Origin of the sequence: Microvirga sp. ACRRW, assembly GCF_022346925.1 — a bacterium.
Lineage (GTDB): Bacteria > Pseudomonadota > Alphaproteobacteria > Rhizobiales > Beijerinckiaceae > Microvirga.
Map to the genome: position 1 here is coordinate 360508 of NZ_JAKRNJ010000001.1, position 17913 is coordinate 378420.

The following is a 17913-nucleotide window of genomic DNA, read 5'->3' on the forward strand; positions in this document are numbered from 1 at the left end:
CTCCGCAATCGCCATCGCAACATCCCGCGACCGCGAGCGGGCTCGATCCGATGAAAAGCGCGGCTGCGTCTCCGGCCAGTTCGTCAAGCGGATGCACACCCTCTCGCTGAGAGCCTAACCGGCTGGCGGCTATCCATGTTTCTGCGCATGGCCAGCGGATGATGATGGCGGAAGAGAGTGGGAGTCGAACCCACCTAGGACCGGCTCGCGGCCCCACCCGGATTTGAAGTCCGGACGCCCCACCGGGGGCGCCTCTCCTCCAGAAGACTTTTCAAGCGGCTGGCTCACGCGGAAGAGATCCAGCCGATGCGGATTGATGCGACGAAGATCGCCGCGGCGCAAGGTGACGCCATGACGGTCGAAGAACTCAAGAATTTGGATTGCGACCTTGCGCCCGTTCAACACCCGGTCGCGGAACTGCGCTGCCGTGAACTGCCGGTCGGACGCATGCCGGCTCAGATCCTCGATGATCCCGACCATCTCGGCAACGGTCTCGCGCCGGAAAAAATGATCGTGCGCCACCTCATCGAGCTGCCCGAGGCGGCTCAAAAGCTTGCAGAGGGAGCGAACATCATTCTCCGAAACAGCCAAGAGATTGGAGATGTCACGCACGCGTGGCGGGCGGAACCGTTCCTCCCCTGAGAGAAGCGGCTGGATCGTCTGCCACAGATGCTCCTCGTGCTCATCGAGGCGTACTTCATGTTCCGCCAGCCGCACCCATGAGCCGTCGATCTTGATCCGGCCTTCCGCAATGAGAGACTGCAACGCGGCGCGAAAAGCCTGTGCCGGCAGGCGCGGCTCACATTGAAGACGCAGGCGTTCCAAACCCATGCCCTGAAGATCCGGGTTCTCCCCGTGAAATGCACCGAGAATGCCTGTCAGGCCGGTTTCAAAAGCGAGCCCGCGCTGTCTTTCGATAGCCAGAAGAGCTGGACCCGCGGCGAGACGCACGAAGCCTAGTCTGTCTGCTATGTCCGTCACAGCGCTGAGAGGCATGGCCCTGTCGCGGGCGAATAGCACGAGATCGAAAAAGAATGGCTGCGCTGAGGCGAGACCTTGCATGGCAAGAGCCGGATCGGTCTGCGACAGAGCGGCAATCTGCGCACGCCTCTCCTCGCTTCGCCTGTATCGGGCGGGAGCGCGCAGATCGATGAAGAACCCGCCACCGATCGTGCGTTTAGCGGATGTGTCCCGCACGACGAAGCGATCATGGGCGGCTGCGGCAATCGGCCGGTCGAGGACGAGTTGCACCGTGCGCTTCTCGCCCGGCTGAACGAGATCGTCTTCCAAGAGAACGATCCGTGCTCCGACCTCGGCGGCCGCATGATGCAGCCTGACGGGAAACCATTGACCCACGGGCTTCTTCTCGGTCGCAAGAATCCGTAAGTTCGCATCGATCCGGTCGGTCGGCGCGTGAAGCTCGGGAGCGAGCACCATGTCGCCTCGGACGACGGCATCCTTCGATATTCCCTCACCCGCCAGATTGAGGGCGCAGCGTTGCCCTGCAACGCCTCGCTCAGCCGCACGGTTCTGGGCATGGATCGAACGCACGCGCGCCGTGCGGCCAGAGGGGCTGACGGCAACCTGATCGCCAATAGAAACCGTGCCGGACAGAACGGTCCCCGTCACAACGGTGCCTGCACCGGAGAGAGTGAAGCTGCGGTCCACGGACAAGCGGAAGAGACCGGCAGCATCCCGTTCCCGCTGAGCGGAAGCTTCTGCCTGCAAATGCTGATTCAATGTCCCGATCCCTTCTCCCGTGACGGAAGAAACCGGAATGATCGGACAGCTTTCCAAGGTCGTTCCTGCGAGAGCATTCCGAATTTGAGCGGACGCCTCAGCACGGCGCCCCTCATCCGCGAGATCGGCTTTGCTCAGTACGATGACGCCACGGTCGATTCCCAGGATGTCGATGATCGCCAGATGCTCGAGGGTCTGGGGCTTTACCGCATCGTCGGCTGCGACCACGAGCATAACGAAATCGACGCCGCTCGCACCGGCCACCATGGTATGAACGAAGCGCTCATGCCCCGGAACGTCCACGAAGCCAATCACATCGCCATTCTCTTGTGGCCAATAAGCAAAGCCGAGATCGATGGTGATGCCGCGCGCCTTCTCTTCCTTGAGGCGATCCGTATCGATCCCGGTCAGCGCCTTGACGAGCGCGGTCTTGCCGTGATCGATGTGACCTGCCGTGCCGACGATCATGAAGCGGCCTCGAAGCGCAAGGACGAAAGATTGTCTCGAAACGCTCCTTCGTCTTCCAAGCACCTCAGATCGAAGTGAAGCGCGCCTTCTGTCACGCGCCCGATCACGGGCCATGGCAGGCCCCTGAAAGCAGCGCTCAGTGCCTCGACCGCGCGCCCTCCCCCTGTGGGTCTTAGAGAGAGTCCGAAGCTCGGAATCGTATCTAGCGGCAATGCGCCTGAACCGATCTGGCTTGCGCACGCAGCCGCTTCGACAGCCACGCCGCGTCCCAGGACCTCGTTCAGAACAGGCGCAAGACGAAGAGCCATCTGCCGAATGTCATCGACCTGTCGCGCCAGAAAACGCATCGTGGGAAGTCTTTGCGCGAGCCGATCAGGATCGCGATAGAGCTTCAAAGTTGCCTCGCAAGCCGCGAGCCGGATCTTGTCCACGCGCAGAGCACGCTTCATGGGGTTGTGGTTGATTGCGGCGATGAGATCCTTCCGGCCGACGATGAAGCCGGCCTGCGGTCCGCCGAGAAGCTTGTCACCGGAGAAGGTGATGAGATCCGCCCCCTCCTCCACCGCTTCGCGCACGGTCGGCTCTTTCCTCAGCCCGAACCGGGAGAGATCGATAAGCGTTCCCGAACCGAGATCGTTGACGAGAGGCACCTTGTGCTGATGTGCGATCTTCGCAAGCTCGCGGGCATCGACTTCCGCCGTAAATCCTTCGATGCGGTAATTCGAGGTGTGAACCTTGAGGATCAGTCCAGTCTCGGACCCCAGCGCATTCGCATAATCGCGCGCATGAGTACGATTCGTCGTGCCGATTTCGCGTAAGATCGCCCCTGCCCTTGCCATGATCTCCGGCATCCGGAACGCACCGCCGATCTCGATGAGTTCTCCGCGCGAGACGATGGCCTCCCTGCCTTGAGCAAGCGTGTTGAGGACGAGAAGCACCGCAGCCGCGTTGTTGTTAACGAGGGTCGCATCCTCCGCGCCCGTCAATTCGCAGATGAGGCTGCGGACATGATCGTCGCGCTCCCCTCTCTTGCCGCTTGCGAGATCGAATTCCAGGGAGACAGCCTGGCGCATGGCGGCACTTGCCGCCTCCACGGCTTCTTCCGCCAGGATCGCGCGGCCGAGATTGGTGTGCAGCACGGTGCCGGTGAGATTGTAGAGCGGTCTGAGCCGCTTGTCTGCACGCGCATCGAGGCGAGACAGGACGGATGCAACAATGACCGCGTCATCGACACCGGTTCCAGGTTGCATTTCCTCACGCAAAGCCGCAAGGGTTTCGCGAATGGCCAATGTGGTTTCCGAACGCCCGTGCTTTTCCACGAGAGCCATAATGTCGGGTTGGCGCAGAACCCGATCGACGGAAGGAAGATTGCGCAGGGACGACAGGGCTGCCTCCGCCATGCCTAGACCCCAAGCAGGAAAGGATTGAAACTGCCGCGCCGGTAATCCCCCTCCCGCAGAAGGAGATCGAGCCCGAGGCTGGCGATATCGTCCGCGACCGGATCCAGGGCGACATCCTTCTGCTGGTGGAAGATTTTGACGTAGCCCCGGCAATTGTCGCAGCACTCCGCCTTGATCGTCCCGGCCCCGCCTTCGACCTCCTGGTATCCGACCCCTTTTCCGGAGCCGCACAGCACGCATTTCACGCGCACTACATTCCATAACGTTCCGCACAAGGAGCAGGAACAGTAACGCGTGCCTTCCGCCCCCATCCAGCCGACGACGAGGGACGAGACCGGCGGTCCGCCGCAGCATGGGCATGCGCCGTCGCTGATCCGTGTGAGTTTGTCCTTGTCGAGTTTCGCCGCAAGCCGAGCGAAATGAACCTGCAATCCCGCCGCGACATAGACATGCTCGGCAATGGCATCGGCCGGGATCGCTTCCGAGAGAACGTCGCGTATCATGCCGTGCATCTGCTCCAGTGGAGCTGCTTTCACATGGTCAAGTGCGGCTGCCGCCTCGGCCGGCTTGGCAAGCGGCGCGACCGCATCGAAGAGGCGGTTTAATGTTTCGCTTAAGATATCGTCATGGGCGATCTGATTGCGATCGAGCGCCGGCATGCCGAATTCACGGGCGCGGTCGAGCGCATCCGGAGGCGGAAGATCCGGCTCGGGCAGACCGCTCTGAATGGCGTTCTGCGCCGCAGCGAGGCCTGCGATGAATCGGAGGTAAGGAGCAAGCTCGCTCGTCTGCGCCAGGAATTCGAGGCGCTCTCTGCGGGCTTCGAACAATCTTCCCGGATCGGGCAGCTTGACGAAAGGCGGAGCCGGGACACGGCCGATGGAGGCGGGATTGGGCTCAAAGGAGCTTGAATGTGTCATGCAACCTCACGAACCGCACGGGTCACGTGTCATGGATCGCCCTATTCCGCGGGCGATGCCGGCTTCCTGAATCTATGGCGCTCCGCCAGCTCCTTCAACCAGAGGCGATGATGCTTCCAGGCCCAGCCCCCCGTCACTGAGCCGTGAGTCATGGCGCGCAGCGTCCCCCGCGCCCAGATCACCGCATAGACATGGGCGATCCAGATGCAGATCAGCGCAACGGCAGCGAGCGAATGGATGAGCACCGCGACGCGCTTCTGCGGAATGGTGGTCCAGTCGTAGAAATACTGATCCCAGATCGCGAGCCCTGTCAGAATGAGGGCGATGATCAGAAGGGACATAGCCCAGAAATTGAATTTCTGGATCGGGTTGTATCGTCCGACCGGGGGCACCTTTTCCTCATCCCCCTTGATCATGTCTCCGGCATGCGCGAGCCATTCCTTGTCGGCTTTCTCCGGCAGGTTGGCGCGCCAGAAGCGGATGAAAAGACCAAAGAAGCTGAAGAACAGGACGACACCGATCCAGGGATGAAACGCGCGTGCTTCCTGCCCGCCCCCAAAGAGTCCCGTGAGGAAAAACAGGGACGGATGGAAGAACGCCAAGCCCGACAGCGCGAGAAGAATGAGCGATATGGCCGTGACCCAATGGTTGACCCGCGCCCCCAGATTGTAGCGGTCGACAACGACGGGCTTGCCGGGGTGGATGGCATCTTCCTTCTCGATTTGCGTTGCTGCCATCAGGTCTTCTCCTTCACGAGATCCTCGGCCTTCTCCTCATCCTCCCGCGAGACGCGGTTGGGGCTGACGAAGGCGGAGTGAAGAACCCCGGCGGCGGCCGCAATCCCGAGGGCCGCGAAACCGAGATACTTGGACACGCCCTTCCAGGCATTCACGACGGGACTGACTCTCGGATCCTTCGGCAATCCGGAATAGATCTCCGGCTGGTCGTTGTGATGCAGAACATACATCACATGCGTGCCGCCCACGCCCGGCGGATCGTAGAGACCAGCCTTATCGTAACCGCGAGACTTGAGGTCCTCGATCCTGCTCTCGGCCTGCTTCTTCATGTCCTCCTTCGTTCCGAAGGTGATCGCGTGGGTCGGGCAGGCCTTTGCGCAGGCAGGACCCTGTCCCACGGCGACGCGGTCGGAGCAGAGGGTGCACTTGTACGCCGTGTGATCGACCTTCGAGATGCGCGGAATGTTGAACGGGCATCCCTTGATGCAATAACCGCAGCCGATGCAGTTCTCGTGCACGAAATCCACGATGCCGTTGGAATACTGCACGATGGCACCGGGCGCCGGGCAGGCTTTCAGGCAGCCCGGGTCCTCGCAATGCATGCAGCCGTCCTTGCGGATCAGCCATTCGAGATTTCCTGTCTGCGGATTATCCCATTCGGTGAACCGCATCAGGGTGAACATATCGGGCGTCAGATCATGCGGGTTTTCATAGATTCCCGTATTGGTCTCGACCGCCGGATGAGTGTCGTTCCATTCGATGCAGGCCGATTGGCAGGCCTTGCAGCCGATGCATTTCGACACGTCGATGAGTTTCGCCACCGGCTCCAATTGACGGGCCGGCGGCGGAATGGTCGAGGCGGAGCGGCGAACGAGATCCCGCTCCGTCAGATTCGTGTTGGCCGGTGTGACCGGAGGATTGCTGGTTGCGGTGTGAGGACTCGGTTCCATTGCACTTCTCCTCAAACCGACACCGGCGCCGTCGTGGGCTCGATGTTGACCAGGAACGCCTTGTATTCGGGTGTCTCGATATTGGCGTCGCCCACGAATGGCGTGAGGGAGTTCGGCCCCCAGCCCTTCCGCGCCTTACCCGTGAAGCCCCAGTGCAGCGGAATGCCGATCACATGCACAGGCTTGCCATCGCACATGAGGGGCTTGATGCGCTTCGTCACCACGGCTTTCGCCTTCACCTCGCCGCGCTTCGACCACACCCGCACCCATGAGCCGGGCGCGATGCCCTTCTCCGCCGCGAGCTGTTCCGAGATCTCCACGAAGAATTCCGGCTGAAGCGCCGCGTTCACGGGATTGTGCTTCGTCCAGTAGTGGAAATGTTCGGTCAGCCGGTAGGAGGTCGCCGCATAGGGGAACTCCTCCGACGTGGCGAACTGCGCCACGTCGCTCTGGAAAATACGCGCAACGGGATTGCCCCGGATCTTCGGCGCGATCACGTTGGCGATGGGCGCCTCGAACGGCTCGTAATGCACTGGGAACGGCCCTTCGCGCATGAGGCCGCGAGCGAAGAGACGCGACACGCCTTCCTGGTTCATGATGAAAGGGCCGACCATGTCCGGCTTGGCGGTGGGCGCGATGTCGGGAACGTCGTAGCCCGACCATTTGGCTCCATCCCACGCGATCAGCTTTCGCGTCGGATCCCATGGATTGCCCTGCAGATCCGCCGAGGCGCGATTGTAGAGAATGCGCCGGTTGAGCGGCCAGGAGAACGACCAGTTGGGATAGGCGCCCGTGTCGTCTGGATCGGTGTTGTCGCGGCGCGCCATGTTGTTGCCGGCTTCGTTGAAGCAGCCGGAATAGATCCAGCAGGCGCACGCGGTCGTGCCGTCGTCGCGCAGGGCTGAGAAATTCACGACCTGCTTGCCCTTCTCCAACACCATCTTGGTCGGATCCGCCGGATCGTAGAGCGCCTCGACGGTATAGCCGTTGAGTTCCTTCGCAAGTTCCTCCGGCGTCGGCTCGTTCCGATCCTTGTAGTTCCAGGTGAGGTTGAGGATCGGATCGGGGAAAGGCCCGCCCTCCTTCTCGTAAAGCGCACGCAGACGAAGATGGATCTGCGCCATGATCCAAGTATCGGGCTTCGCTTCGCCGGGAGGGCTGCCGCCCGCCCAGTGCCATTGCAGCCAGCGGCCTGAATTGACGAGCGCGCCCTCATCTTCCGCGAAGCAGGTGGAAGGAAGTTGGAACACCTCCGTCTGGATCGAGGCGGAGTTCACATTGTTGTACTCGCCATGGTTCTCCCAGAAGCGCGACGTCTCCGTCTCCAATGGGTCCATGGTCACGAGCCATTTCAGCTTCGCGAGAGACTCCACGATCTTCTGGCGGTTCGGGAAGGCGAGCAGCGGATTGAAACCCTGGCAGAAATAGCCGTTCACCTTGCCCTGGTGCATCATCTCGAAATAGCGCAGCACGTCATAGGCCGGCACGTCGAGCTTGGGCAAATATTGATAGGCGAAGTCGTTCTGCGCAGTCGCCGCATCGCCCCACATGACCTTCTGGAAACTGACGAAGAACTTCTTGTAGTTCTGCCAGTAGCTGGTCTGGTTCGGCCGCAGCGGCTTGAACGCACGGCTCGACATGTAGGTCGTAAAATCGGCTTCCCGCTCCACCGGAATATTCAGGTAGCCCGGGATCAGGTTCGACATCAGGCCGATATCGGTGAGGCCCTGGATGTTCGAATGCCCACGCAGGGCATTCATGCCGCCGCCGCGCACGCCGATATTGCCGAGCAGAAGCTGCAGCATCGCCATGGCGCGGATGTTCTGCGATCCCTTGGAGTGCTGCGTCCACCCGAGCGCATACATCGACGTCATGGTCTTGGTCGGCGACGAGCATTCCGAGATCATCTCAGCCACCTTCAGGAACTTGTCCTTCGGCGTGCCGCAGATTCGCTCGACCATTTCCGGCGTATAGGTGGCCACATGAGCCTTGAGCAGGTTCCACACGCAGCGCGGATTCTGCAGCGTGTCGTCGACCACCGCGAAACCGTCCGGCCCGATCTCGTATTCCCAAGTCGAGCGATCGTAGTCGCGCTTGCTTTCGTCATAGCCCGTGAACAGGCCGTCGTTATAGGCGAAGCCCTCCTTCACGATATAGGCCACGTTGGTGAAGGCCTTCACATACTGCCACTGAATCTTGTCGTTCTGGATGCAGTAATTGATGACGCCGAGCAGGAACGCGATGTCGGTTCCCTGCCGAATGGGAGCATAGTAATCGGCAACGGATGCCGAGCGCGTGAAGCGCGGATCGACAACGATGAGCTTTGCGCCGCGATTGGCCTTCGCCTCCGTGACCCATTTGAATCCGCACGGATGCGCTTCAGCGGCGTTGCCGCCCATGATGACGACGAGATCCGTGTTACGGATATCCGTCCAAGAGTTGGTCATCGCGCCACGACCGAAAGTTGGGCCCAGACTGGACACCGTGGGGCCGTGTCAAACGCGCGCCTGATTATCGAATGCGACGATGCCTGTGCTGCGGACGACCTTGTAGGTCAGCCATGCGGTTTCATTGGTGGTTGCGGAGGCTGCGAGGAAGCCGACGGTTGTCCAGCGATTGACCGGAACGCCGGCTGTGTTCGCGGCGATGAAGTTCGCATCGCGATCGTCCTTCAAGAGCCGTGCAATGCGGTCGAGCGCCTGATCCCAGGACACCTGCTCGAATTTGTCGGAGCCGGGCTTGCGGATCATCGGATATTTCAGCCGGGTTTCCGCTTTCACGAAGTCCTTAAGCGCCGCGCCCTTCGGGCAGAGCGTTCCGCGGTTCGTCGGATGGTCCGCATCGCCCTCGATATGAACGATCTCGGCCGTCTCGCCTTTTCGAAGGTCACCCTTCGAATACATGATGATACCGCAGGCCACCGAGCAATATGGGCAGGTGTTGCGCGTCTCCATCGTGTTCGTCAGCTTGAAAGGCCTGATGGCCGCAGCCTGAGCCGCTTCAAGCTCCGGGAACCCGAAGGCTCCCAACGATGTCCCGGCAACGCCCACGCCGGCGGCTTTAAGGAAGCCGCGTCGTGAGAGTTCCATGTTCATGGTAACCCTCCCTATCGTTTTGCACTGCAGCAACTTCTCTTGATAAAACTAGAGTAGTTTCGAACATTTCTAGTGTCAAACGGGCCATGACGCAGAGGAATAGCCCCAAGGTTACTTGCCTTTGAACCAGCGACAGCTTGACGAAAGCCAGTTCAGGCTCATAATGGCAACGTGTCCGTCAAGCTGCTCCCGCGTTGCGGGGCCGTGCCAAGCGCCATCAGCTTTCTGCCGCTTCCGGCAGCACACAATCGCGTGATTGCGGACCGCCTTCCTCTACGCTGCTCCCATCCATTCAGGCTTCGAAATGGCGCGTGGTTTCTCTGCGTGCCGGTATCTGCCTTCACGCTGGAGTTTATGCCATGAAGACCCGTCGTGACATTCTGCTGACCGGCGCCGCATTCTCGGCCTCACTCGCCCTGCCCCGAAGCGGTTTTGCATCCCCTCACCCCACAGGCGCATGGCGGCGCTTCGATGTGGCGACCACCTTGGAGATCGCCTCACCGGCAGGACGCGCGCAGGCGTGGATCCCGCTCGCCGGTTTCTCCGCGGATGACTGGGCGCGAGTGGAAGGCAACACCTGGCAGACAAACGCGGCATCCGTACAGGTCGTGAAAGATGCCACCTATGGCGCGAAGATGCTGCATGCGGTTTGGGAAGACGGAACAGCTTCTCCGTCCATCACGGTAACAAGCCGCTTCGCCACGCGCGACCGGCACAACGATCTTTCCGGCAACGGCAAAGCCGCTCCCTTGAGCGACCAGGAGCGCAAGCTCTACCTGTCTCCCACGGCTCTCATGCCCATCGACGGCGCGGTCAAGACGCTCTCCGACAGGATCACCGCAGGAGCCACCGGCGAGATCGAGAAGGTGCGCGCGATCTATGAGTGGATGGTCGAGAACACTTTCCGGCGCGCCTCTACGCGTGGATGCGGCGAAGGCAATGTCGCGGCCATGCTGCAAGCGAATGATTTCGGCGGCAAATGCGCGGACCTGAACGGCCTGTTCGTCGCTCTCGTGCGCGCCAGCGGAATACCGGCCCGCGACATCTATGGTGTGCGGGTTGCGCCCTCGAAGCTCGGCTACAAGAGCCTCGGCGCCAATTCCAGCACCATCACGAAGTCGCAACATTGCCGGGCGGACGTTTATCTCACTGGCCACGGCTGGGTTGCGATGGATCCCGCCGACGTGCGCAAGGTCATGCTCGAGGAGCGTCCTGAAGGCTTACCGCTCGATGCTCCCGAAGTTGCTGTCGCGCGCAAGATGCTGCTCGGCTCATGGGAAGGCAACTGGCTTCCCTACAACACCGCGCACGATCTCATCCTTCCCGGCGTGAATGCTCCGGCTTTGGGTTTCTTTATGTACCCTCAGGTCGAAACCGCAGCGGGCAGACTCGACTGCCTTCAGCCGGAGATGGTGAAGTACGTCATGACGGCTGCCGAGATCACCACATAGCGTCGACATCGGCTGGGCGGACATGCCTTACGAAGAGGCCGCGCGGGCCATGATCAAATTCCGGTCCGCTTCATCTGCATTGAATCTCACGAAGCGAAGGCGTGATGCGAAGCTCGCAGGGCTGCGATGCTCAAAGATAAAGGAAGAAGAAGCGGACGAAGTCTGCAAACCGGATGTGAGATGGATCGATCATTTTCTCAGCAACCATCATCGGAGCCCTGCTAGGGCTTTCTTGGAGAATGACGGCCTAAGCCATCCCCTCGTCAATCGCGGGCCGAAGGCTTTGGTGTTGGTTGCGTACCCATGTGATCGTCTCAATAGGTTTTGCGCACGGAGTATCCCTGAAAGGCACCCTTAAATCTTCTGGTTGTAGAGGCTGGCAATTTCGGGATGTCGGGATTGACCCTCTTATGGAAGTTCTTTCTCATCTAGTTTGGGGCGAGCTCTGAGGGGAAAGATCATGACGACGATGCAATTTAAAGGCGAAGGTTTCCCTGGTGTCGCGCCTGTTCCAACAGGCGATTTTCCAGAACCCCCGCTTGATAGTCACGACATCACACCTTTAGCTGGATATACTGCAAGCGACCCTGCATGGGGCGATTTTGTGCCAGCGGACTCCTTTCCAAAAGTGGCTCAACTTGGAACGATCCGATTCTGGGAATCCGCAGACGATTTCTCCTTTTACCTCGCCGACGTAAAAGTGACTTTGTGGGCCGACGGCAAGATGAAGATTTCGTTTTGGGAATGTACCGATGGGGCGGATTCTCACAACGTGCCACCAATGGAGATCACACTTCATCGCAGAACAGGATCTCCGATACAAGTTTTGCCAGCCGTTCCTTGGGACATCTCCTGTCTGCCGAAAGAACGCTATCGATATAAGGAACACAATCGTAATGTTGGCGCTGCAGGTGCCCAGGCATGGCGGGCTTTCGTTCCGGGGATGCACTGTACTGCAAAAGCTTGTGGCAGGCTCAAAACCGGCGACAATTGAGCCTTTGGTGATACGCGATCAACGTAGGCAGGTGCAAGGCAGCCAATGCCTTGCAACTGCCTTGGCTACGAGACAAAGATGTTGACACTGCCATCCCGCACTCCACTCGTGATGTGCCCAAAGCTATCGCGGTAGACGCCAACCAGCGGCTCTTGCGTCAGCTTCTGAGCAGAACCACCGCTCACCCTTGGTCTCATTGATGGCAGTCTTTGCATATGCCTTCAATCCGGGCAGAAGATAGACATCGACGTATCCGCCTTCGTGTTTGAGGACGAACGAAAGCGCCCGCCCGAATGTCTGAGCGGTCATGGGTCGTCGTGATGTGGATATGAAAAAGCCGCCCCGAAGAGCGGCTTAGATGGGGAAGATAAACTGTGCCTTATGGCGCTTCCAACAGTGCCCCGTGCAGCACAGCCTGCTCAGAGTGCCCGCGATCTCGCCCGATCACAGTGACAGTTACTGGGCCGGATAGCCCCCTCACATCAACTGCACCGATAGTAGGGATGCGCGAATAGAGATCGATGATCTTCCCGGATGAGGCATCCTTACCAGCCGTCACTTGAACAATTCCGGACCACGCATGGCGTCGGAACAACAGCGCCTCAAGCTTGTCTGCAACTACCGTCACGCTGGTACCCTGCCCTTGAAGGATATGGTGATCGGACTTGCGCACGATGGGCCCCGCATAAGAAAAAATCGGGTCAGCAGGACGCGCGAGCACCTTCTGCATTTTGCTTTGCCGTTTTACTAAATTCTGCAGCCCCTCTTCGTTCGCCAACGCTGGAGCTCGTCGGGCTATGACGCAAAGATCCCAGCCTGACATGGGATAGACTTGGCCGACGTGGTAGTTGATGACCTCAAAGCCGGCCATCTCGGTCGCGTTCAGCCAGTCTTCAATGTCGAGATACAAAAGATGTTCGTCAGAGTCATCGAACCCGAAGGGTACCGCAAAGAATAACAGGCCTTCAGGGGTAAGCACCCGACTGATCTCATTGAAGGTCTGCGCGAGATCCGGCGAATGTTCCAGGCAGTGGGAGGAAAACACTACGTCGAAACCACCGGATGAGAACGGGAAGTGCGTGTTAGGGCCAACGGCCGCGTTGCTTGCTGGAAGACCATATCGCGGCAGCCATTCCTGAGCAGCTTCAACTAGTGCTGTCTCGATGTCGAGCAGATGATAGCGAACCTCACGCTCCTCTACGACGGCTCGCCAAATGCGCTCGATGGGCCAGCCCCCGCCGATGTCCAGCAGCCGAGCGCCACGTGGGATATAGACCAAAGCTTCCTGCCAGCGGGTCAAGTACGCTGTTTGGCGCTGCTCAACCAATGCACCACCGGAGATTGCCACCATTTTATCGAAGTCGGCCTTTTGGGCATCGTTCACGACATTAAGGGCGTCATGCGAGTTTACTGAGGAAAAGACTTTGTTAGAGGATGACATAACAGGGTGATCCTTGGGCTCGACAGTTTTTGTGTATCAGTATTCTATGCCTAAGGAAACCTGTCCCAATGCCTCAGATCTAAGCTGCTAGCCCGGACGCCTGCTCAATGAGCTCGTCCATCGTACGATCATCCACTCCCACGATCTGCATAGACATCGGCACAAGTATTTCGTTCCGATCAAAGATATCACCACGTTCGAGGACTTCTTCAGCAGCCGCCTTATGTAGTGGGTTCGATAGACCTGCAATAGCTGCTTGGACTGCACCGAACAGCGTCCCATCACGGTTGGCTCTACCCTTCACGATCATCTCACCGCGGCGAAGCGGAAAGCCATCACGTTCCTTACCAACACTGAGGGTAACCCGTGGACCTCAGACGGCTTCCGCGCATTATGGAGCAAGGCCTGCGAACAGGCTGGAATTGACGATGTGACCTTCCACGATATCCGCGGCTCTGCCGTCACGCGCTTGGCGCTGGCCGGCGCGAGCGTGCCTGAGATTGCATCACCCACGGCTACTCATTTGAAGGACGCAGAGGAAATTTTTGCAGACCCATTATTTGGGACGCGGTGTAAAGCTGGCAGAGGCCGCGATGCTCAAACATGAGAGGAAGGAAAACCGGACGAAGTCTGCAAACCGGATGTAGAATGGCATGGACCGCCATGCGGTGAAGCCGTTCTGGGTCAGACTAAGTTGTCGGCGGATTTAGCGGTAAATTTGGTGGGTGATGTAGGGCTCGAACCTACGACCCGCTGATTAAGAGTCAGCTGCTCTACCAACTGAGCTAATCACCCATCGCCGAAGCGAATTCAGCGGCTAAGATCTCCGCTGAAGAGGCCGTGCGTGTAACAAACCGTACGGCCCCTGTCTAGCCCATTTGGAGAGTTTTTCTCCTTAAGCGGCAGATTTCGATTTTGACCGGTGATAACTCCCGTCACCTTGTGTCAAAACCCGGTCCTCGGGCTGGATTTGGCCGGGCTCGATCTCCCCCTGCCCCTCCAGCTCTTTCCACAGCGGGATCAGCTTGTCGACATCGAGGCTCGGCCAGGCTTCGACCCCGTCGAGCACGAAATAGGTCTCCTGGTAGTCGTCGATCCGGTAGAGGGTGCGCATGACGCGGCCGAGGTCGAAAGCGACCCGGTTGGGCGACGGGCTCTCCAGGGCAAAAATCGTCTCGCCCGGCGAGGAGGCGATGCCTGCTCCGACGATGCGCATGCCGTCCGGCGTCTGGGCGAGGCCGAATTCCACCGTGTACCAGTAGAGCCGCGCCAGATATTTCAGCGCCCCGTGCTCGGCTGCGACAAGCCCGGCCTTGCCGTAGGATTCGAGATAATCCGCATAGATCGGCTGCATGATGAGCGGCACATGGCCGAACACGTCATGGAAGATGTCCGGCTCCTCGATATAGTCGAGCTGCTCGGGCTTGCGGATCCAAAAGCCTGCCGGGAACTGGCGGTTCGCCAGCATGCGGAAGAAGGCGAGATCGGGGATCAGTCCGGGCACCGCCACAACCTCCCAGCCCGTGGCCGCCTTAAGGCGTTGGTTCATCACCCGGAAGTCGGGAATGCCCTCCTCGCCGATGCCGAGCCGGTCGAGGCCTTCCAGGAACTGGTCGGCGATGCGGCCCTTGAGGATCTCCCGCTGGCGCTTGGCGAGGGTGCTCCACGTTGCGTGATCCGTCTCGGTGTAGCTGTCAAAACCCTGATCACGCATGTACTCACGCGGGTCGTCGCTGCCGGTGGCGATATTCATGGCGTTTCCCTCGAAAAGTTATTGTGACGCAAGGGTAGCACTCAGATCGGGTCATTTTCCGACGGATATGACCTGGATAAGCACAAAGGCAGTCATAAAATGACCTGAAGGCCGCAATCTGAGGTTTCCATGAAACGCCACCTATCCCCCTCCGACCGCCGAATCCTGCGTGCCATTCAGGGGGATGGGCGCATTCCAAACTCCGCATTGGCGGAGAAGGTCGGTCTCGCGGCCTCCCCCTGCCTGAGACGCCTGAAGGCCCTGGAGGAGGATGGCATCATCGAGGGCTATAGGGCTCTGGTGAACCGCAAGGCCCTCGGCTTCGAGGTGGAAGCCTTCGTGTTCATCAAGCTGGAGCAATCAGAGCCCGGCTGGCGCACGCGCCTCGTGGATCGGCTGAAAGGCTATGAGGAGGTCATCGCCTGCCATGCCCTTGCCGGAGAAGTGGACATCATCGTCCATGCGGTGGCGCGGGATATCGAGAGCTTCGGCGAGTTCACCATGAACCGCCTGCTCACCCTGCCCGGCGTCGCGGACGTGCGCTCGAGCTTCGTGCTTTCGACCATCAAGCCGCAGAGTCCCGTGCCGGTGTTGGATCCTTGAAGCGGACCTACAAAAGGGCGCCGAGATTATTGGCCCAATGAGCAGTTACAGCAGGCCAAAGGCTTCCACTGAAGTATCTGAGGCATCCGCAGACAAGGCCGATGAGAAAAACAGAGACAATGGTTGGAGCATTGAATGGGAGAGAGAGAATAAGCCAGCCGGGAAAATGGATTGTCAGGAACAGAGCGGCTGCCAATGGGATTGCATATCGAGCTTTCATCTGCTCGCTCAACCGCGTTTGAACGACACCTCGAAAGAGGAGTTCTTCAACGAACACACCAACGAGGCTCCACGCATAGCCTCCCAGCGAGAGTGCGGAGATACGGCCCAGAGGCACATCGACCATATTCACTCGCAAAAAATTCCAGCCGAGAACCGATACGAAGGCTAGAAGCGAGAGGGCTATTGCTTTCGTCGAAACGGGCGTCACCCCAAGCCATCGCAAGGGGTGCCGAAGCTTTACCCAAAATGCGAAGGCTGCTGCAGCCGCAATCCAAAAGAAGGTGCGAAACCAAGGCCGCGCCCATTGGGGGAGCAATTCAAGCTTCCAAATGAGAACGACACACAAGGTCCAGGTCAGGAAGAAAGTTATCGTGAAGAGGGCAAGCCCGCCTCTCAATCCCTTGGCCTCTTTGCTGCGCGGCATGTCGACAGGCTCAATCATGAACGAAACATAAGCCTCCATATGAAAAGAGCCCGCTGAGCGGGCCCTGATCGGATGCTTATTCCGCCGCGTGCTGCGCATGCAGGCGAGCGCCTCGGCTCATGAGCTTGTTGAGCGCGCCGAGATAGGCCTGCGCGGAGGCAACCAGCGTGTCGGGATCGGCTGCGCGCGACGTCACGCTGCGGCCATCGGCGGAGAGGCGCACCGACACTTCCGCCTGCGCGTCGGTTCCTTCCGTCACCGCATGCACTTGGTAGAGTTCCAGCACGGCCTCGTGCGGCACCAGCGCCTTGATGGCGTTGAATGTGGCGTCCACCGGGCCGTTGCCCTCCTGCTCCTCGATCACCGTGTTGCCGTCGACCTGCAGGCGCATGGTGGCGCGCTGCGGGCCGCGCGTGCCGGCGACGATGGAGAGCGAGACCAGCTTGATGCGGTCATGGGCAGTGGCGATGTTCTGATCGACCAGCGCCTCGATATCCTCGTCGTAGACGTGCTTCTTGCGGTCTGCGAGATCCTTGAAGCGTTCGAACGCGTCCTGGAACTGGTTGTCGGAGAGGCTGTAGCCCAGCTCTTCCAGCTTGTTGCGGAAGGCCGCACGGCCCGAATGCTTGCCCATGACCAGCGAGGTCTTCGACACGCCGACGCTTTCCGGCGTCATGATCTCGTAGGTCTGCGCGTTCTTCAGCATGCCGTCCTGGTGGATGCCGCTTTCATGCGCGAAGGCGTTCCGGCCCACGATGGCCTTGTTGTACTGCACCGGGAAAGACGTCGCGGCGGAAGCAAGCTTTGACGCGCGCGTCAACATGGTGGCTTCGATACCCGTCTCGTATGGCAGCACATCGCCGCGCGTCTTGATCGCCATCACGACTTCTTCCAAAGCCGCGTTGCCCGCGCGCTCGCCGATGCCGTTGAGCGTGCATTCGATCTGGCGCGCGCCGCCTTCCAACGCTGCAAGCGAGTTCGCGACCGCGAGGCCCAGATCGTTGTGGCAATGGGCGGAGAAGATCGCCTTGTCCGCGTTCGGCACGCGCTCGCGCACCGCGCGGAACATAGCGCGGTATTCATCGGGCGTCGCATAGCCCACCGTGTCGGGCAGGTTGATGGTGGTGGCGCCTGCCTTGATCGCGGCTTCCACGCAGCGGCACAGATAATCGATGGGCGTGCGCGTGGCGTCCATGGCCGACCACTCGATGTCCTCGATCAGGTTACGCGCCTGCGTCACCGTGGTGGTGATGATCTCCAGCACTTCCTCTTCCGACTTGCGCATCTGATGCTGCAGGTGGATCGGCGAGGTGGAGACGAACGTGTGAATGCGCGGCTTCTTGGCGTGGCGCACAGCCTCGCCTGCACGGGCGATGTCCGCCGAGATCGCGCGGGCGAGACCGGCGACGGTGGCGTTCTTCACCTGCTGCGCGATCAGCGACACGGCTTCGAAATCGCCGTTGGAGGCAATGGGGAAGCCCGCCTCGATCACATCGACGCCCATGGTGTCGAGCAGGGCCGCGACTTCGAGCTTTTCTTCCAGCGTCATGGTCGCGCCGGGGCATTGCTCGCCGTCGCGCAGGGTGGTGTCGAAAATCAATACGCGGTCTTTAGAGGCGGTCATCGTGTCAGTCCTTCTCGGGAGGAGCGCTATCCTGGTCTTTCAATGCCGGGCGCTCGGAGGTTGTTCTTGATTTTTAAGACCCCTGAGAGCC

Annotated in this window: 13 protein-coding genes, 2 tRNA genes and 1 pseudogene; 4 read left to right on the forward strand and 12 right to left on the reverse strand. The window is 59.9% G+C overall.

All coding sequences use genetic code 11. The features are described from left to right. Positions 1 to 165 precede the first annotated feature (165 nt). From MHY87_RS01765 to fdnG, 7 genes and pseudogenes are all read right to left on the reverse strand, one after another. Positions 166 to 261: transfer RNA gene (locus MHY87_RS01765), tRNA-Sec, on the reverse strand. A 114-nt stretch (positions 262 to 375) separates the two neighbouring features. Beyond that, positions 376 to 2322, reverse strand: a pseudogene (gene selB / locus MHY87_RS01770) (selenocysteine-specific translation elongation factor); the annotation flags it as partial. Beyond that, positions 2205 to 3608 carry an L-seryl-tRNA(Sec) selenium transferase gene (selA, locus tag MHY87_RS01775; protein WP_239348784.1) on the reverse strand — a complete coding sequence of 468 codons (1404 nt, stop codon included), beginning with the start codon at positions 3606 to 3608 and terminating at the stop codon, positions 2205 to 2207. The pseudogene selB and the gene selA, both read right to left, overlap by 118 nt. A gap of 2 nt (positions 3609 to 3610) precedes the next feature. Beyond that, positions 3611 to 4528, reverse strand: a complete 918-nt coding sequence (fdhE, locus tag MHY87_RS01780; protein WP_239348786.1) for a formate dehydrogenase accessory protein FdhE — start codon at positions 4526 to 4528, stop codon at positions 3611 to 3613. Between the two features lie 41 nt (positions 4529 to 4569). Beyond that, complete coding sequence (locus MHY87_RS01785) at positions 4570 to 5265, reverse strand: formate dehydrogenase subunit gamma (protein ID WP_239348788.1); 696 nt, start codon at positions 5263 to 5265, stop codon at positions 4570 to 4572. Further along, the gene (gene fdxH / locus MHY87_RS01790) at positions 5265 to 6215 is read right to left on the reverse strand and encodes a formate dehydrogenase subunit beta (protein WP_239348790.1); all 951 of its coding nucleotides are present in this window, start codon (positions 6213 to 6215) and stop codon (positions 5265 to 5267) included. The genes MHY87_RS01785 and fdxH overlap by 1 nt, the downstream gene beginning before the upstream one ends. A gap of 11 nt (positions 6216 to 6226) precedes the next feature. Further along, positions 6227 to 9310, reverse strand: coding sequence for a formate dehydrogenase-N subunit alpha (gene fdnG / locus MHY87_RS01795; protein WP_239348792.1), 3084 nt, complete (start codon positions 9308 to 9310; stop codon positions 6227 to 6229). A 359-nt stretch (positions 9311 to 9669) separates the two neighbouring features. Between fdnG and MHY87_RS01800 the strand changes: the two genes are divergently transcribed. Together MHY87_RS01800 and MHY87_RS01805 are read left to right on the forward strand one after the other, a co-directional pair. Next, positions 9670 to 10761, forward strand: a complete 1092-nt coding sequence (locus MHY87_RS01800) for a transglutaminase-like domain-containing protein (RefSeq protein ID WP_239348794.1) — start codon at positions 9670 to 9672, stop codon at positions 10759 to 10761. 460 nt (positions 10762 to 11221) lie between these two features. Further along, the gene (locus MHY87_RS01805) at positions 11222 to 11755 is read left to right on the forward strand and encodes a hypothetical protein (RefSeq protein WP_239348796.1); all 534 of its coding nucleotides are present in this window, start codon (positions 11222 to 11224) and stop codon (positions 11753 to 11755) included. Between the two features lie 379 nt (positions 11756 to 12134). On the opposite strand, the gene MHY87_RS01810 is transcribed toward MHY87_RS01805, so the two are convergent. Further along, positions 12135 to 13196 (reverse strand): class I SAM-dependent methyltransferase, encoded by a 1062-nt coding sequence (locus MHY87_RS01810; protein ID WP_239348798.1) that lies wholly within the window; start codon positions 13194 to 13196, stop codon positions 12135 to 12137. A gap of 256 nt (positions 13197 to 13452) precedes the next feature. Between MHY87_RS01810 and MHY87_RS01815 the strand changes: the two genes are divergently transcribed. After that, positions 13453 to 13803, forward strand: coding sequence for a tyrosine-type recombinase/integrase (locus MHY87_RS01815; RefSeq protein WP_239348800.1), 351 nt, complete (start codon positions 13453 to 13455; stop codon positions 13801 to 13803). A gap of 112 nt (positions 13804 to 13915) precedes the next feature. Here MHY87_RS01815 and MHY87_RS01820 read toward each other — a convergent pair. Next, positions 13916 to 13991 (reverse strand) — tRNA-Lys (locus MHY87_RS01820). Positions 13992 to 14091: 100 nt separating this feature from the next. Further along, the gene (gene phhA, locus MHY87_RS01825; protein ID WP_239348802.1) at positions 14092 to 14949 is read right to left on the reverse strand and encodes a phenylalanine 4-monooxygenase; all 858 of its coding nucleotides are present in this window, start codon (positions 14947 to 14949) and stop codon (positions 14092 to 14094) included. 129 nt (positions 14950 to 15078) lie between these two features. Between phhA and MHY87_RS01830 the strand changes: the two genes are divergently transcribed. Further along, a complete protein-coding gene (locus MHY87_RS01830) occupies positions 15079 to 15552 on the forward strand; it encodes an Lrp/AsnC family transcriptional regulator (protein ID WP_239348804.1) in 474 nt (157 codons plus the stop codon). Positions 15553 to 15559: 7 nt separating this feature from the next. Here the strand turns inward: MHY87_RS01830 and MHY87_RS01835 are convergent, their stop codons facing one another. Further along, positions 15560 to 16216, reverse strand: coding sequence for a CPBP family intramembrane glutamic endopeptidase (locus tag MHY87_RS01835; RefSeq protein ID WP_239348806.1), 657 nt, complete (start codon positions 16214 to 16216; stop codon positions 15560 to 15562). Positions 16217 to 16274: 58 nt separating this feature from the next. Further along, entirely contained in the window at positions 16275 to 17822 is a 1548-nt protein-coding gene (locus MHY87_RS01840) for a 2-isopropylmalate synthase (RefSeq protein ID WP_239348808.1), read from the reverse strand. Between the last annotated feature and the right edge of the window lie 91 nt (positions 17823 to 17913).

What these genes read in the sequence shown, in the direction of transcription:
- fdxH (WP_239348790.1), bottom strand. Translation starts at nt 6,215, where the DNA reads ATGGAACCGAGTCCTCACACCGCAACCAGCAATCCTCCGGTCACACCG.
- MHY87_RS01830 (WP_239348804.1), top strand. Translation starts at nt 15,079, where the DNA reads ATGAAACGCCACCTATCCCCCTCCGACCGCCGAATCCTGCGTGCCATT.
- phhA (WP_239348802.1), bottom strand. Translation starts at nt 14,949, where the DNA reads ATGAATATCGCCACCGGCAGCGACGACCCGCGTGAGTACATGCGTGAT.
- MHY87_RS01810 (WP_239348798.1), bottom strand. Translation starts at nt 13,196, where the DNA reads ATGTCATCCTCTAACAAAGTCTTTTCCTCAGTAAACTCGCATGACGCC.
- selA (WP_239348784.1), bottom strand. Translation starts at nt 3,608, where the DNA reads ATGGCGGAGGCAGCCCTGTCGTCCCTGCGCAATCTTCCTTCCGTCGAT.
- MHY87_RS01805 (WP_239348796.1), top strand. Translation starts at nt 11,222, where the DNA reads ATGACGACGATGCAATTTAAAGGCGAAGGTTTCCCTGGTGTCGCGCCT.
- MHY87_RS01835 (WP_239348806.1), bottom strand. Translation starts at nt 16,216, where the DNA reads ATGATTGAGCCTGTCGACATGCCGCGCAGCAAAGAGGCCAAGGGATTG.
- MHY87_RS01840 (WP_239348808.1), bottom strand. Translation starts at nt 17,822, where the DNA reads ATGACCGCCTCTAAAGACCGCGTATTGATTTTCGACACCACCCTGCGC.
- MHY87_RS01785 (WP_239348788.1), bottom strand. Translation starts at nt 5,265, where the DNA reads ATGGCAGCAACGCAAATCGAGAAGGAAGATGCCATCCACCCCGGCAAG.
- MHY87_RS01800 (WP_239348794.1), top strand. Translation starts at nt 9,670, where the DNA reads ATGAAGACCCGTCGTGACATTCTGCTGACCGGCGCCGCATTCTCGGCC.
- fdhE (WP_239348786.1), bottom strand. Translation starts at nt 4,528, where the DNA reads ATGACACATTCAAGCTCCTTTGAGCCCAATCCCGCCTCCATCGGCCGT.